Below are 18089 nucleotides of genomic sequence, written 5' to 3' on the forward strand. Positions count from 1 at the left end.
CTCAGATCGCTTCAGCGTCGCCAGCGTGACTCGATCACCCACCCCGGTGGTTGCCCCTCGGGAATGTCCGGAGTGTGCAGGATCGCGCCCAGTTCGGTCCGTCGGCTCACTCCCAGCTTCCGGTAGACGCTGGTCAGATGGGTCTCGATGGTGCGTACGGTCACGAAGAGGGACTCCGCGATGGAGCGGTTGCTCGCTCCCCCGGCGGCGAGACCGGCCACCCTGCGCTCCATTCCGGTCAGCATGTCCAGCGGTGAGGCGCTCATCTTCCGCATCCTGCCGCCGGCCGTGACCAGCAGCTTGCGGGACGTCCCGGCGAGGGCCAGCGCGCCGCAGCGCTGGGCGAGGTCGGTGGCGGTGCGCAGATGCTCGCGGGCGCCCCGCTGGTCTCCGGTCTTCAGCAACGCGCGCCCGAGCAGGAATTCGGCTCGGGCGTGCACGGACCTGGCGGGTGAGGCCGCCAGCATCCGGACGGATTCGGTGAGCAGATCGATCCCCGGCGCGCCGGGGGTGACCACCCCGCCGGCGAGCGCGGCGAGACCGAGCGCCCGGGGCGTGCCCCACCCGGCGGCCAGTTCACCGCCGTACTCGGTGATCTCCCGGGCCTCGTCCCCGCGGTTCATGGCGGCGAGCAGACAGGCGGCCTCCGCCCACCACGGGAGGAACGCCGGATTGGTGAACCGGGACTCCTTCAGCGAGCTGCCGCAGTCGAGGAAGAGGGCGAGGGCCGCCTCGCGGTCACCGAGCGCCTGCCGGGCACGGGCGCGGGCCATCAGATACCAGTGGTACTCGATGACGAACCGGTCCAGGTCCGGCCGCTTGATCCCGAGGAGCAGCTCCTCGGCGCGCTCGGGCTCGTCCCGGTCGAGCAGCACGGTCGCGAGCGCGATCTGCGGCATCGCTGCGCCGTCGCCCCACCGCTCCTCCCCGATGATCTCGATCGCCGTCTGCGCGTCGGCCAGCGCGTCGGGGACGGCGCCCACGCTGTGCAGCACGAAGGCACGGGAGGAGAGCCCGAGCACATAGGTCCAGACGGCGGCCGTCTCCTGGCTGTGCTGGAGCAGGCCGTCCAGCGCGTCCAGCGCCTCGCCCACCTCGTCGGCGAGGCCGAGCGCGAACGACGAGGCGAGCAGCGACCAGCTCTCCAGCTCGGCGCCGGGAAAGCGGACCGCCCGACGGGCCTGTTCGACCGTGCCGCGGGCGGAGCGGCCGTCCATCGCGGTCAGTACGGTCATCATGGCGAGCATCTGCCGCTGGGCCCGGGTGTCGCCGGGCGGTACGGCCAGCCGCGCGGCCCGGTCCCTGGTCGCGGAGATGGTCACCTTCTCGTCCGCCCCGATGATCAGCAGTACCGATTCGACCAGGGTGCGCAGTTCACGGTCGGCGGGATCGGGCCCGGGGGGCAGTTCGGCCTCCAGGTCCGCCAGGACCTCCTCCAGCACCCGGACCCCGGTCGGCGCCTGCTGTACGGCCAGACATGTCATGCCGTACCGCACGGCGACCGTCGCCCGCGTACGGATGTCACCGGCCCTGGCCAACGCCTCCTCCAGCAGGCGGATGGCCTCCGGCGGGTTGATCTCCGCCAGCGACGTGGCCATCCTGACCCGGACCGGCACGCTGTGCGGTTCCACTTCGAGCACCCGGGACAGATACCGGACCGCGGCCTCGGGCGCGCCCCTGTTCTCGGCCTGGACCGCCGCCTCACGCAGCGCCCCGGGCATCCAGGGCTGGGTCACGGCGGGCAGGAGCATCAGCAGGCCCGCGACATCCTCGGCGGGCCTGCCCGCGTCGCTCAGCAGCAGGGCCGCCGTGGTCCGCAGCTCGGCCAGCGCCTGCGTGCCGAGGGGTTCGAGCACGGCCGAACGCACCACGTCGTGCACCAGATCGGACCGGCCGGGCGCCATCAGCTCGGCGCGCCGCAGGACGAGCATGGCCTCGGCCACGAGCGAGGGGGGCACCTCGGCCAGCGCGGAGACCAGATCGGAGGACTCCTCTCCGAGCACCGCGAGCGCCCTGGCCACCTCACGCACCCAGGGCGGCTGCCGGTCCAGCAGCGCGCCGACCGAGAGGGTGATCACCTGGCCGCCCACCTCGGCGAGTCTGCGCTCGCCCTTCTCGTCGGGCTGGACGCCTTCGGCCCGCAGCTCGCCCAGCAGCCGGCTGAGGGTGAAGGGATTGCCGGCGGAGACCGCCGCGGCGCGCTCGACGAAACCCGTCTCGACGGGGACGGGGAAGATCTGACGCGCCATCTCCCCCACGTCCTGGACGGTCAGCGGCGCCAGCCGGAGGACGGTGGGACCGCGCTGGGCGGTGATGTCCGCGAGGGCGGCGGGCGCGACGGGCGGGGTCTCACCGCGCTGGGCGAGGACGACGAGCAGCGGCAGACCGTCGGCGCGCCGCAGCAGGAAGTCGACCCAGCGCAGTGAGCGTTCGTCGCACCACTGCACATCGTCGAGGACCAGGACGAGCGGACGGTCCGCCATCAGATTCGCCGCGAGCCAGTACAGCCCGTGCAGCACGGCGTAGACACCAGGAGCACCCGCCGCCGTGTCGTCCGCCGCCGTGTCGGCAGGCGCCGTGTCGGCAGGCGCCGTGTCTTCAGGCGCCGTGTCGTCCGCCGCCATGTCGGCAGGCGCCATGTCGGCAGGCGCCATGTCGGCAGACGCCGTGTCTTCAGGCGCTATGTCCTCCGCCGCCATCCCGGGGGCCGCCATGCCGGCGACCGCCATGCCGTCCGCCGGTCCCGAGGTGAGCGCGGGCAGCGCGCGCCGGGCGAACCCACGCAGCAGCGGTGAGTTACGGGCGTCCTCGCCACTGAGACCCAGGGAACCGAACAGCTCCCGCACCCCGCCGTATCCCGCGTCTCCCACGATCTGGCGGCAGGAGCCGTAGAGCACCGCCATGTTCCGGCAGGCGTCGCTCTTCAGGAAGGCCCGGAGAAGGCTCGTCTTCCCGATTCCGGCCGGTCCCGAGAGGAGCACCAGACCCGCCTGGCGGGCGCGCGCGGCCTCGGCATGGCGGGTCAGTACCCGCAGCTCACCCGCGCGGCCGACCAGAGAGCTGGACAAACCCATGAGATCGGCCTGCTCCAGCATCGAGGTCTCCTCGTATCTCGGGGACACACCGGACGCGCTGACTCGTCGATGACATCCCGGACAACAAAGTTGAAGGAACAACAATCGACCGGCCGCGAAGGTGCGCGATCATGGATCCCGCAGCCCACGAAGCCCCTGGCGCCGGTGGCTCCGGGCGCGCCGAGCAGGTCATCGACCAATCGATGCCTGGGGACTACCCCATGCGGACTGGATCACTCACCGCCGTCTTACAGACGCCAGAAGTCATTGGGTGAACGGGATCAGGACATGCCGGCCGTGCCGGGGCCTCCGGGGCAGGACACCGCTCCGGAAGAGCAACTCCCTTCCGGTGCAAGGTACTTCACGTTCCGGTGCCATCTCGATCGGGTGACCGAAACCCGGGCGGCACCGGGCGGCAGCCGTCATGTGCGGGTGGGGGTGATGGTGTGGTGGTGATGGTGTGTACGGGGGGGGACGAGGGTGGGTGGGGATGGGTCGCGACGGGTGGGGGGACAGGGGTGTGGGGTGCCCGGAGGCAGGGAGGCACGACGGGAGAACAGACGGGACCGGACGGCGGGTCCGGACGGGACAGCGCGACCCGACCGGACGGCGCGACCGGACCGGACCGGGGAGATCGGCCGTCGGCCGTCGGCCGTCCGACGTCCACCCGCCTCAGCCGCCGGACGTCAGATGTTTCCTCAGGAGCGCGATCACCGCGGGTGCCTGTGTGCCGAGGTAGAAGTGCCCGCCGGGGAAGACGTTCAGGGCGAACTCCCCCGTGGTGTGACCGCGCCAGTCCTCGGCCTCGTCCAGCGTGGTCTTCGGGTCGCTGTCACCCGTCAGCGCGGAGATCGGCGCACGCACGGCCGTGCCCGGCTCGCACCGGTAGGTCTCGATGGCGCGGTAGTCGGTGCGGATCGCCGGCAGGATCATGCGCAGGATCTCCTCGTCGCCGAGCAGCGCCGAGTCCGTACCGGAGAGCAGTTTCAGCTCCGCGACGATCCCGTCGTCGCTGCGCCGGTGCACATTCTCCTCACGGTGGCGCGACGGCGCACGCCTCCCCGAGGCGAAGAGATGGGAGAGTCGACCGCCGTCGGCCTCGAACCGCCGCGCGACCTCGAAGGCGACCGTCGCGCCCATGCTGTGCCCGAAGAACGTCGTCGGCCGCGCGTGGAGCTGTCTGCCCAGCGCCGCGTAGATCTGGTCGGCCATGACCCCGATGTCGTCGGGGCTGGTCTCCTTGCGCCGGTCCTGCCGTCCCGGGTACTGCACCGAGAACACCTCGGCCACGGAGGACAGTTGCGCGGAGACCGGGAAGTAGAAGGACGCCGAGCCCCCCGCGTGGGGGAAACAGAAGAGTTGTCTCGGGCTGTCCGGTGCCGGATGGAAGCGCCGTGTCCAGAGGCTCTCCTCGGTGGACGTCGTCATCGTCTCGCATCCTCCTGGAACTGATCGGGCGGTCCGGCTGGAACCGGTCGGGCGGTCCGGGGTGCCCGGCGGTCCGGACCAGCGGACATTCGGGACCCGCACGGCATTGTCACACCGATCGGCCACCGTCGCGGGCCCGGTGACCGGCCACCCCATTCCACAAGGGTGGACGGTGGGAAATTCCCTAGTCTCTTCGCGCTCCTCCGTGGCGGAACCCACCCCTAGTATCCGGCCGGAACACGGTCCGGCCGGAGACGGGGGTCACTTTCAGGACAGCCCCAGCTCGTCGTCGAGGAGGGCGAACACATCGTCGTCCGAGGCCGCGTCGAGATCGAACTCACCCGTGCCGTTGGCCGATTCCCGACGCAGCGCCGCCCACTTCGTCCTCAGCACCTCGATCCGTCCCGCGACATGCTTGAACTCCTGGGCGTCAACGGTCAGGTCCGCGATCGTCTTCTCCAGCCGGTCGAGCACGGCGAGCACGGAACCGGCCCCGGTGACCTCCTCGGTGACCAGCTCGGAGTGGAGATGGTCCACCACATCGGCCGCCGTGGGGTGGTCGAACAGCAGGGTGGCCGGCAACCGCAGTCCGGTCGCGGTGTTCAGCCGGTTCCTGAAGTCCACGGCCGTCAGCGAGTCGAAGCCCAGTTCCTGGAACTGACGGGTGGCCCCGATCGCGGTCCCGTCCGTGTGTCCGAGCACCATGGCGGCCTGGTCCCGTACCAGCTTCAGCAGCACGTCGCGGCGCTCCTCACCGGCCAGCCCCGTCAGCCGTCGCGCGAGCGTGCCGACGGTCCGCGGAGCGGCCGTGGCGGCCCGCCTGGACGGGGTACGGATCAGGCCCCGCAGCAGGGGCGGGATCTCGCCCCGGGCGCGCAGCGCCGGCAGATCCAGCCGTACGGGGACCACCAGGGCCCGGGTGCCGGTGGCCATCGCGTCGAACAGGTCCACACCCCGGTCGGCGGAGAGCGGCGGCATGCCCGAGCGCGCCAACCGCCGCATGTCGTCCTCGGACACGGTGCCGGTCATCCCGCCCGTCCGCTCCCAGGGACCCCATGCCAGCGACACTCCGGGCAGACCCTCGGCGGCGCGGTGTTCCATCAGCGCGTCCAGGAAGGTGTTGGCGGCGGCGTAGTTGCCCTGGCCCGCGCCGCCGAACACCCCGGCCGCGGAAGAGAACACCACGAACGCGGAGAGGTCGAGATCCCGGGTCAGTTCGTGCAGATGCCAGGCCGCGTCCACCTTGGGACGCAGGACGGTGTCCAGCCGCTCCGGGGTCAGCGAGCCGATGGTCCCGTCGTCCAGCACACCCGCCGTGTGCACCACGGCGGTCACCGGACGCTCGGCGGGCACCGCCGCCAGTACCCCGGCCAGCGTGGCACGGTCGGCGACATCACAGGCCATGGCCGTGACGTCGGCGCCGAGACCCGCCAGCTCGTCGACGAGGTCCCCGGCGCCCTCGGCGTCGGGGCCGCGGCGGCTGAGCAGGAGCAGCCGCCGTACGCCGTGTTCCGCGACCAGGTGCCGGGCCAGGACCCCGCCCAGGCCACCGGTTCCCCCGGTGATCAGGACGGTGCCGCCCCGCTCCCAGTCGGCCCGGGTGGCCGAGGTGGCCGAGGCGGCCGGGGCGGCCGGGATGGCCGAGGCGGCCGCGGTGGCCGGGTCAGTCGGCCCGGGGAGGGACGCGCGCTCCAGCCTCGCGGCCCTCAGCCCGTCCCCACGGAGCACGAGTTGCGGCTCGTCCGACCCCAGAGCCTCGATCAGACCGGTGAGGACATCGCCCGCCGAATCCGCGGGTCCGTCCGCCACATCGAGATCCAGCAGACCGAAGCTGCCGGGATTCTCCGACTGCGCCGACCGCACCAGACCCCGGACGGCGGCCGCCGCCAGATCGGGCACTCCACCGCCCTCCACCGCCACCGCGCCCCGGGTGACGAACACCAGACGCGACCCGGTGAACCTGTCCTCGGCCGACCACCGCTGCACCTGCTCCAGCGTCCGGGCCAGGACCACCCGTACGGAGCCGGGTACGGCGTCGGCCGATCCACCGTGTACCGGCGATCCACCGTGCACCGGCACCAGAACGACATCCGGCACCCGGCCGTCCGCCGAGGACGTCACGGCCGCCGCGAGCGACGCCAGGTCCTCGTACGCCTCGACGCGTGCCCCCGACGCGGTCACGGCCCCGGCGAGCCCTGGAAGATCCGGCCCGATCAGGGCCACCGACCCGGGCACGGCCGGACCGCCCGGCACCGGAACCCACTCCACCGTGAACAGCGCGTCGTCACCGGTTCCGGTGGACCGGTTCAACTGCTCGCCGGACACGGCCCGTACGAGGAGCGAGTCCACCGAGGCGACCGGCGCGCCGGAGGTGTCCGCGACCGCGATCGACACCGCGCCCTTGCCCGAGGCCGGGGCGATCCGCACCCGGAGCGAGGAAGCACCCGTCGCGTACAACGACACGCCCTCCCATGAGAAGGGGAGACCGCCGGAGCCCTCCCCGCCGCCCCCTCGCGCGGTGTCGCCCGCCAGCAAGGAGGCGTGCAGTGCCGAGTCGAGCAGCGCGGGATGCAGACCGTACAGGGCCGCGTCGCTCTCCGAGCCGGACCGGGTGCCCGAGCCCTCCGGACCGTCCGAGCCGCCCCAACCGGCCAAGCCCTCCGAGCCCTCCGAGCCGTCCGGGAGGCTCACCTCGGCGAAGATCTCACCGTCACGGCGCCACGCCGCCCGGAGCCCCTGGAACACCGGACCGTACGCGAACCCGATTTCCGCGAAGCGCTCGTAGCACCCGTCGAGTTCCAGTGCTTCGGCCCCCCTCGGCGGCCACACCGTGGCATCGAAGCCGGTCTCCACCGCGTCGGCACCGCTGGTGAGCGAGCCGCTCGCATGCTGGGTCCACGGCGCGTCGGCGGTGTCCTCGGGCCGCGAGTAGACACCGACCGTACGGCGGCCCGACTCGTCGGGAGTGCCCACCGCGACCTGCACCTGTACGGCGCCGCTTTCGGGCAGGACCAGGGGCGCCGCGAGGGTCAGTTCCTCGACCCGGTCGCTGCCGACCTCGTCGCCGGCACGAATGGCCAGCTCCAGCAGGGCGGTCCCGGGCAGCAGGACCCGGTCCATCACCCTGTGGTCGGCAAGCCAGGGATGGGACTGTACGGAGAGCCGGCCGGTGAACAACACGCCCTGTCCGGCGGCCAGTTCGACGGCCGCCCCCAGCAGCGGATGCCCGGCGGAACCGAGCCCCGCCGCCCGCACATCACCGGCACCGGCACCGGCACCGGAGGACACGGCGGCGGGCCAGTACCACTGGTGCTGGAAGGCGTACGTGGGCAGTTCGACCCGCCGCGCACCGGTCCCGGCGAAGAACCGGCCCCAGTCCACGCCGGCACCGTGCGCATGCACCTGGGCCAGCGCGGCAAGGGCGGTCAGCTCCTCCTCCCAATTCTTACGGAGGACCGGTACGGTCACCGCCCCTTCCGGCACGGACTCCTGGGCCATGGCGGAGAGGACTCCGTCGGGGCCCAGCTCCAGGAAAGTCGTCACCCCCTGGGCGGCCAGGGTCCGTACGCCGTCGGCGAAGCGGACGGCCTCCCGGACATGCCGTACCCAGTACTCGGGCGAGCACAACTCGTCGGCCGACGCGAGCCCACCCGTCAGATTCGACATGACGGGAACGCGGGGCGCCCGGAAGGACAAGCCCTCCACCACCGCCCGGAACTCGTCCAGCATCGGATCCATGAGTGGTGAGTGGAACGCGTGCGAGACCCGAAGACGGCTGGTCTTGCGTCCCAGCCGTTCCCACTGGGCCGCGACCTCCAGGACCGCCTCCTCGTCACCGGAGATCACCACCGACGACGGCCCGTTGACCGCCGCGATGGAGACACGCTCCGAGAGGTACGGGACGACCTCGCCCTCGGTGGCCTGTACGGCGACCATCGCACCGACCGCCGGAAGCGCCTGCATCAACGAAGCACGCGCCGCCACCAGACGGCACGCGTCCTCCAGCGAGAACACCCCCGCCACATGAGCGGCAGCGACCTCACCGATCGAATGACCCGCCACGAAATCGGGGGTCGCCCCCCACGACTCCACCAGCTTGAACAGCGCCACCTCGATCGCGAACAACGCCGGCTGCGTGCAGCCCGTCCCGTTCAGCGGCTCAGCGTCCTCACCCCAGATCACCTCACGCAGCGGACGGCCCAACTCGCCGTCCAGCACGGCGAGTACGGAATCCAGCGCCTCCGCGAACACCGGGAAGCGCCCGTACAGCTCACGCCCCATACCGAGCCGCTGCGACCCCTGACCCGAGAACAGCAGGGCCGTCTTTCCGCCGAGGACAGAGCCCGAGACGGTCAGCGGGTCGGATGCACCGACGGCCAGCGCCGCCAGTGCGCGTGCGGCGTCAGCAGGGCCGGTCGCCAGCACCACCGCGCGGTGCTCGAACGCCGACCGGCTCGTGGCCAACGAGTACCCGATGTCCACCGGCCGGGCACCGCTCCCGCCCTCCACGAGGGACAGCAGGCGTGCCGCCTGCGCGGCCAGGGCCTCGGGCGTCTTGCCGGACAGCACCCAGGGCACTGTCACCGGCACCGCCCCGGCCGGTTCGTCAGCGGAGACCGATTCCTCCGTGGAGGCCAGTCCGTCCGTAGAGGCCAGTCCGTCCGTGGAGGTCGGCGCGAGCGCCTCGGTCGACGGCTGCTCCAGGATGACGTGGGCGTTCGTCCCGCTGATGCCGAACGACGACACTCCCGCACGCCGCACATGGGTTGCCTCGGGCCACCCGGTCTGCTCGGTCAGCAGCTCCACCGCGCCTTCCGACCAGTCCACATGCGACGACGGCGCGTCGACATGCAACGTCCGGGGCAGAACCCCATGCCGCATCGCCATCACCATCTTGATCACACCCGCCACACCGGCCGCCGCCTGGGTGTGACCGATGTTGGACTTCACCGACCCCAGCAACAGCGGACGCTCAGGATCACGATCACGCCCATATGTCGCCAGCAGCGCCTGCGCCTCGATCGGATCACCCAACGTGGTCCCCGTACCATGCGCCTCCACCACATCCACGTCGTCCGCCGACAAGCCACCGCTCGCCAGCGCCTGACGAATCACCCGCTGCTGCGACGGACCATTCGGCGCCGTCAAACCATTCGACGCACCATCCTGATTCACCGCCGACCCCCGCACCACGGCCAGCACCTCATGCCCCTGACGCCGAGCATCCGAAAGACGCTCCAACACCAGCATCCCCACACCCTCCGACCAGCCCACACCATCGGCCGAATCCGAGAACGCCTTGCACCGACCATCCACCGACAACCCACGCTGACGGGAGAACTCCACAAACGTGCCAGGAGTCGACATCACCGTCACACCACCCGCCAACGCCAACGAGCACTCCCCGCTGCGCAGCGCCTGGGCCGCCAGATGCATCGCCACGAGCGACGACGAGCAGGCCGTGTCGACGGTGACCGCGGGCCCTTCGAAGCCGAAGGTGTACGAGACCCGTCCCGAGGCCACACTGCCCGCACTGCCCTGACCCTGATGGCCCTCGAACTCCCTGCCGTTCAGCGTCGTTCCGTAGTCGCTGTACATCACCCCGGCGAACACACCGGTCTGGCTCTCCCTCAGCGAGACCGGGTCGATACCGGCCCGCTCGATCGCCTCCCACGACGCCTCCAGCAGCAACCGCTGCTGCGAGTCGGTGGCCATCGCCTCACGCGGCGACATACCGAAGAAGGCGGGATCGAAGTCGCCGGCGTTCTGGAGGAACCCGCCCGAGCGGGTGTACGAGGTTCCGGCGTGATCCGGGTCCGGGTGATAGAGCGATTCGAGGTCCCAACCGCGGTTGTCCGGGAATCCGGAGATCGCGTCCGTGCCCTCGGTGACGAGCCGCCACAGGTCCTCCGGCGACGCCACCCCGCCCGGGAAGCGGCAGGACATGCCCACGACCACGATCGGATCGTCGGCCGTCGGCGGCAGCAGCCGGACCGGGACCGATGCCTCGGTCCGGCCCTCGCCGCCGAACAGTTCGTCCCGGAGATGGTCCGCCAGCGCTGTCGCGGTCGGGTAGTCGAAGATCAGCGTGGCGGTGAGGCGCAGCCCCGTCACCGTACTGAGCCGGTTGCGCAGTTCGATCGCGGTGAGCGAGTCGAAGCCCAGGTCCCGGAACTGCGACGTCGTGTCGACGGCGCCGCCGCCGGCATGACCGAGCACCAGGGCCACCTGACTCCGTACGAGGTCCAGCAGAGCTTCCCTTCGCTCCACGGTGGTCAGCCCGGCCAGCCGGCCGAGAAGGCCGGTCGCGGTCGCGGATCCGGCGGCCGCGCTCCGGCGAGAACGGGCCGGGAGCAACGCCCTCAGCACCGCGGGGACTTCGCCCTGGGCGCGGAGCACCGGGAGGTCCAGCCGTACGGGGACGAGTGACGCCTCCCCGGTGGCCAGTGCGGTGTCGAAGAGTGCCACGCCCTGGTCGACGGAGAGCGGCGGCATTCCCGAGCGCGCCATCCTCCGCATGTCCGCCTCGGTGACCCCGCCGGTCATCCCGCCGCTCTGCTCCCACGGGCCCCATGCCAGCGATACGCCCGGCAGCCCCTCGGCCCGCCGGCGCTCGGCCAGCGCGTCGAGGAAGGCGTTCGCGGCGGCGTAGTTGGCCTGTCCGGCGCCACCGAACAGACCCGCCACGGAGGAGAAGACGACAAAGGCCGCGAGATCGAGATCCTTGGTCAGCTCGTGCAGATACCAGGCGGCGTCCGCCTTCGGCCGCAGTACGGTGTCCAGCCGCTCGGGCGTCAGCGAGCCGATGATGCCGTCGTCCAGCACACCCGCCGTATGCACCACGGCGGTCAGCGGACGCCCGGCGGGCACCGAGGCCAGCAGCGCGGAGACGGCGGACCGGTCGGCGACGTCACAGGCCGCCACGGTGATCCGGGCACCGTACGAAGTGAGTTCGGCGACCAGTTCGGGCGCGCCGGGCGCCTCGGGGCCCCGACGGCTGGCCAGCAGGAGATGTCGTACTCCCCGTTCGGTGACCAGATGCCGGGCGAACACCGCGCCCAGACCACCCGTGCCGCCCGTGATCAGCACCGTACCCTCGGGGTTCCAGGCCGGACCGGTCCCGATTCCGGTCCCGGTTTCGGCTCCGATGTCCGCTCCGATGTCGGAGGCGGTGTCGGAGGCGGTGTCGGTGTCGATGTCCGCCTGAGCCTCGACGTGGCCCTCGGGATGGGGCTCGGGACTGGGCCCGGACTCGGTGAAGGCGTTCGTCCGGACCAGGCGTCCCGCGAGGATCTCACCGTTACGGATCAGCAGCGCGGGCTCGTCCGTGGCGAGAGCGTACGGAAGTGCGGCGAGCGACGACGCGTCGGCGCCGAGATCGATCAGCCCGAAGGAGCCGGGGTGCTCGGTCTGCGCGGAGCGTACGAGACCCCAGACCGAGGCCGCCGCCACATCGACGGCACCGTCGGCACAGCCGCCCCCGACCGCACCCCGGGTCACGAACACCAGCCGGGAGCCCGCGAACCGCTCCTCGGCCGCCCATTCCCGCACCCACGCGAGCGCGGCAGCCGTCAATGTGTGGACGGACTCCACGACCCCGTCCTCGGCCGCACCGGCGATGCCCACCAGTACGGTGCCTGGAACCGGCCCCTCCCCCGCCGCCAGCGACGCGAGATCGGCGTAGGTCCCGACGCCGGGAGCCGGCCCCGCCAGCGGTTCGGCGAGGTCCAGTACGTCGGTTCCGAGGACGGCGACCGACGGCGGAGCCTCCGGACCGGCGGCCACCGGAGCCCAGGTGAGCTGGAACAGGGCGTTGGTGGCGGCGGACCCGCTGTCGCCGAGCCCGTCGCCCGACACGGCTCGTACGAGCAGCGAGTCGACGGAGGCGACCGGCGCACCCGAGGTGTCCATGACGGCGATCGACACGGCGTCCTTGCCCGCGACCGGGGCGATCCGTACCCGCAGCGCCGAGGCGCCGGTCGCGTACAGCGAGACGCCCTGCCACGAGAACGGCAGGCCCCCGCCGCTCCCTTGCGCGGTGTCGCCCGCCAGCAAGGAGGCATGCAGTGCCGAGTCGAGCAGAGCCGGATGCAGACCGTAGACGGCCGCGTCACCCGCCGGGCCCGCCGGGCCGGCCGCGTCACCACCCGCGTCGCCCGAATTGCCCGAGCCGTCCGGGAGACTCACTTCCGCGAAGATCTCACCGTCGCGGCGCCAGGCCGCGCGGAGTCCCTGGAACACCGGTCCGTACATGAAGCCCATCTCGGCCAACCGCTGGTAGCAACCGTCGAGTTGTAGCGCCTCGGAACCCTTCGGCGGCCATACCGCGGTGTCGAAGCCGGTGGGCCGCTGCTGGGTGCCGACCGTCAGCGTGCCCGTGGCGTGCTGCGTCCACGGCATGTCCGCGGCGCCCTCAGGACGGGAGTGGACCGTGACCGTACGCCGACCGTGACCGTCGTCCGTCCCGACCCGCACCTGGGTCTGGACGGCGCCGCGCGCGGGCAGCGTGAGCGGGGCCGCGAGCGTCAGTTCCTCGACCCGGTCGCAGCCGACCTCGTCGCCCGCCCGGAACGCCAGTTCCAACAACGCCGTTCCCGGCAGCAGAATCCGGCCCATCACCGTGTGATCGGCGAGCCATGGATGCGATCCGGTGGAGAGCCGGCCGGTGAAGAGGACGCCTTCGCCCTCGGCCAGTTCGACGGCGGCGCCCAGCAGCGGATGCCCGGCGGAACCCAGCCCCGCCGCCCGCACATCACCCGTACCGGCGAACGATCCCGTGGGCCAGAACCACTGGTGCTGGAAGGCGTATGTGGGCAGTTCGACCCGCCGCGCACCGGTCCCGGCGAAGAACCCGTTCCAGTCGACCGTCACACCCTGCGCGTGCGCCTGAGCCAGCGCGCTCAGCGCAGCCCGCTCCTCGGGCCTGTCCTTGCGCAGGACCGGCACTAGGACGGCGTGGTCCCCGGCGGACTCACGGGCAAGGGCGGAGAGCACCCCGTCCGGGCCCAGCTCCATGTATACGGTGACGCCTTGACCGGCCAGGGTCCGTACGCCGTCGGCGAAGCGGACGGCCTCCCGGACATGCCGTACCCAGTACTCGGGCGAGCACAACTCGTCGGCCGAGGCGAGCCCACCCGTCAGATTCGACACGACGGGAACGCGGGGCGCCCGGAAGGACAACCCCTCCACCACCACCCGGAACTCGTCCAGCATCGGATCCATGAGTGGTGAGTGGAACGCGTGCGAGACCCGAAGACGGCTGGTCCTGCGACCCAGCCGTTCCCACTGGGCCGCGACCTCCAGGACCGCCTCCTCGTCACCGGAGATCACCACCGAGGACGGTCCATTGACGGCCGCGATCGACACCCGGTCGGAGAGCAGCGGACGGATCTCGTCCTCGGTGGCCCGTACGGCGACCATCGCACCGCCGGACGGAAGCGCCTGCATCAACGAAGCACGCGCCGCCACCAGACGGCACGCGTCCTCCAGCGAGAACACCCCCGCCACATGAGCCGCCGCGACCTCACCGATCGAATGACCCGCCACAAAGTCGGGCCTCACACCCCACGACTCCACCAGACGGAACAGCGCCACCTCGATCGCGAACAACGCCGGCTGGGCGAAGCCCGTCCCGTTCAGCAGCTCGGCGTCCTCGCCCCAGACGACATCCCGCAGCGAACGGTCCAACTGGCCTTCCAGCACGGCGAGTACGGAGTCGAACGCCTCCGCGAAGACGGGGAACCGCCCATACAGCTCACGGCCCATACCGAGCCGCTGCGAGCCCTGCCCCGAGAAGAGGAACGCGCGCTTTCCGGGAACGGGCCGACCTGAGACCACCGACGGATCCGGCTCGCCGGCCGCCAGCGCGCGCAGCGCACGCAGGTGATCGGCGGGCTCACCCGCCAGCACCACCGCACGGTGCTCGAACACCGACCGCCCCGTGGCCAAGGAGAGGCCGACATCCACCGGGCGCAGCTCAGGCCGCGCCTCGACCAGCGACAACAACCGCGCCGCCTGTGCCCGCAGCCCGTCCGCCGTCTTCCCCGACAGCACCCACGGCACCGTCAGCGCCTCGGCCGACCCCTCCTGCGTCGGGGGCTGTGACGACGCCTCGGCCACGATCGACGGCTGCTCCAGGATGACGTGGGCGTTCGTCCCGCTGATACCGAACGACGACACCCCCGCACGCCGTGTACGACCTTCCTCGGACCACGTTGTCGCTTCCGTCAGCAGTTCGACCGCGCCGGCCGACCAGTCGACGTGAGACGACGGCTCGGTCACATGCAACGTCCGGGGCAGAACTCCGTGGCGCATCGCCATCACCATCTTGATGATGCCCGCGACGCCGGCCGCCGCCTGGGTGTGACCGATGTTCGACTTCACCGACCCCAGCAACAGCGGGCGCCCAGGGTCACGGTCGCGGCCATATGTCGCGAGCAGCGCCTGCGCCTCGATCGGATCACCCAACGTCGTCCCCGTACCATGCGCCTCCACCACATCCACATCACCCGCCGACAAGCCACCACTCGCCAGCGCCTGACGAATCACCCGCTGCTGCGACGGACCATTCGGCGCCGTCAGACCATTCGACGCACCATCCTGATTCACCGCACTGCCCCGCACCACGGCCAACACCTCATGACCAAGACGCCGAGCATCCGAAAGACGCTCCAACACCAGCATCCCCACACCCTCCGACCAACCCACACCATCGGCCGAATCCGAGAACGCCTTGCACCGACCATCCACCGACAACCCACGCTGACGAGAGAACTCCACAAACGTGCCAGGAGTCGACATCACCGTCACACCACCCGCCAACGCCAACGAGCACTCCCCGCTGCGCAGCGCCTGCATCGCCCAGTGCATCGCCACCAGCGACGACGAGCACGCCGTGTCCACCGTCACCGCCGGGCCCTCGAAGCCAAAGGTGTAGGCGACCCGGCCCGAGGCCACGCTGCCCGCGCTGCCCTGCCCCTGGAAGCCCTCGAACTCCTCGCCCTTGAGAGCCGTTCCGTAGTCGTTGTACATCACCCCGGCGAACACACCGGTCTGGCTCTCCCGCAGTGAGACCGGGTCGATACCGGCCCGCTCGATCGCCTCCCACGACGCCTCCAGCAACAACCGCTGCTGCGAATCCGTCGCCATCGCCTCACGCGGCGACATCCCGAAGAACGCCGGATCGAACGCGCCCGCGTCATGCAGGAATCCGCCGGAGCGGGTGTAGGAAGTCCCGCTGTGGTCGGGATCGGGGTCGAACAGCGCGTCCACGTCCCAGCCCCGGTTGACCGGGAAATCCGACACCACATCGGCGCCCTCGGAGACCACGCGCCACAGGTCCTCGGGCGAGGCGACCCCGCCCGGGAACCGGCAGGCCATCCCGACCACCACGATCGGGTCGTCGGCCGTGGGCGGCAGCGATGACACCGGGACGGGCAGCTCCGCCTCGGCTCCGAGCAGTTCGTCGAGCAGATGGTCCGCCAGCGCCGACAGGGTCGGATGGTCGAAGACCATGGTGGCCGGCAGGCGCAGACCCGTCACGGTGTTCAGCCGGTTCCGCAGCTCCACCGCCGTGAGCGAGTCGAAGCCCAGATCACGGAATGCCCGCGCCGCGTCGATGTCGGCGCCGCTCGCGTGTCCCAGGACCAGGGCGGCCTGGGCCCGTACGAGATCCAGCACCGCTTCCCTGCGGTCCGCCGGTTCCAGCGCGCCCAGCCGTCGTACCAGGCCGCCGTCCGCGCCCGAGGCCGCCGTCGCCGTCCGGCGCGACGGCGTCCGCATCAGACCCCGAAGCAGCGCGGGTACGGTCCCCAGGGCACGCAACGCGGAGAGGTCGAGCCGTACGGGTACGACGGCGGCCTCGCCGGTCCTGAGCGCCAGGTCGAACAGGGCGAGCCCTTGCTCCACCGAGAGCAGTGGCATGCCCGACTCGGCGGCCCGGCGTACGTCGCGCTCGTCGAGCCCGCTGGTCATGCCCGCGCCCTGATCCCAGGGACCCCAGGCGAGCGACAGACCCGGCAGGCCCTCGGCCCGCCGATGAGCCGCCAACGCGTCCAGAAAAGCGTTACCCGCCGCATAGTTGGCCTGCCCGGCACCACCGAACGTACCCGCCACCGACGAGAAGACCACAAACCCGGCCAGATCGAGATGCCGGGTCAGCTCGTGGAGGTGCCAGGCCGCATCCACCTTCGGGCGGAGTACGGAGTCCAGCCGCTCAGGCGTCAGCGAGCCGATCACCCCGTCGTCCAGCACACCCGCCGTATGCACCACCGCCGTCAACGGATGCTCCACCGGCACCGACGCCAGCAGACCCGCCAACGCCTCCCGGTCCGCCGCATCACACGCGACGACCGACACCTCCGCACCCAGAGCCCGCAACTCCGCCGCCAACTCGGCGGCACCCGGCGCCCCCGCGCCCCGCCGACTCGTCAACAGCAGACGCCGCACACCCCGTTCGACCACCACATGGCGTGCCAGCACACCACCCAGGCCGCCCGTGCCACCGGTGATCAGGACCGTGCCCTCCGGGTCCCAGTCGGAGCCGCCCGCGCTCGGCAGGAGGGACGGCTCGGCAATGCTCTCGGGGATGGCCTCGGTGACGGGCACGGTCATCCGGGTCAGACGTCCGGCGCGGATTCCGCCGTCACGGACGAGCAGTTGCGGCTCGTCGACATCGAGTGCCGCCGTCAGCAGGCTCACGGAGGACTCGGCGGAGTCCAGGTCCACCAGGGCGAAGCAGCCAGGGTTCTCCGTCTGCGCGGAGCGCACCAGGCCCCAGACCGAGGAGGCCGCCACATCAGCGACCTCCTCGCCGCCACCCGCGACGGCCCCCGTGGTGACGAACACCAGCCGGGAGTCCGCGAACCGCTCCTCGGCCAGCCACTGCTGCACCAGGGCCAGCGCCTCGGCGGTCAACGCGTGCACGGATTCCGTGACATCGGCTCCGTACGTACTGGCCACACCCACCAGCACCGTGCCCGGCACCGGAGACTCCCCGGCCGCGAGCGATGTCAGATCGGCGAACCGGCCGACCTCGACGCCTGTGCGCTCCAGCCCTTCGGCAAGTCCGACGGCATCGGGACCCACCAGCGCGACCGTGCCGTCCGCGGACACGGACGGCAGAGCGACCGGTACCCATCCCACTCCGAACAGCGCGTCGCGGGCGAGCCCGGCGGTGCCGCTCAACTGCTCGCTCGACACGGCCCGTACGAGCAACGAGTCGACCGAGGCGACCGGAGCCCCGGCGGTGTCGGCGACGGCCATCGAGAACGCGTCGTGATCCGTCGGGGCGATCCTCACGCGGAGTGCCGAGGCGCCCGTGGCATGGAGCGAGACACCCTCCCACGAGAAGGGCAGACCGCCACCGGAACCCTCCTCACCATCACCGGCGAGAAGGGACGCGTGCAGCGCCGAGTCGAGCAACGCCGGATGCAGACCGAACGCACCCGCCTCCACCCCCTCGGGCAGACCCACCTCCGCGAAGACCTCATCGCCACGCCGCCACGCCGCCCGAAGACCCCGGAACACCGGACCGTAACCGAACCCCAGCTCCTCGAACCGCTCGTAACACCCCTCCACCGCCATCGG

The 18089-nt window shown here is 71.5% G+C and carries 3 protein-coding genes; all 3 read right to left on the reverse strand.

What is annotated here, in order from left to right; genetic code table 11:
- Window positions 1-11: 11 nt before the first annotated feature.
- On the reverse strand, window positions 12-3095 hold the full coding sequence (locus ACFYYH_RS31615; RefSeq protein WP_388558374.1) for an AAA family ATPase: 3084 nt from the start codon (window positions 3093-3095) through the stop codon (window positions 12-14).
- Window positions 3096-3746: 651 nt separating this feature from the next.
- Window positions 3747-4502, reverse strand: coding sequence for a thioesterase II family protein (locus ACFYYH_RS31620; RefSeq protein ID WP_388558377.1), 756 nt, complete (start codon window positions 4500-4502; stop codon window positions 3747-3749).
- Window positions 4503-4769: 267 nt separating this feature from the next.
- The coding region (locus tag ACFYYH_RS31625; protein ID WP_388558379.1) for an SDR family NAD(P)-dependent oxidoreductase at window positions 4770-18089 on the reverse strand (13320 nt) is incomplete at its 5' end.

Source organism: Streptomyces sp. NPDC002018 (assembly GCF_042890865.1).
In the GTDB taxonomy this organism is placed as follows: Bacteria; Actinomycetota; Actinomycetes; order Streptomycetales; family Streptomycetaceae; genus Streptomyces.

Coding starts and splice junctions, on each gene's coding strand:
- ACFYYH_RS31615 (WP_388558374.1), bottom strand. CDS start 3,095: ATGCTGGAGCAGGCCGATCTCATGGGTTTGTCCAGCTCTCTGGTCGGC.
- ACFYYH_RS31620 (WP_388558377.1), bottom strand. CDS start 4,502: ATGACGACGTCCACCGAGGAGAGCCTCTGGACACGGCGCTTCCATCCG.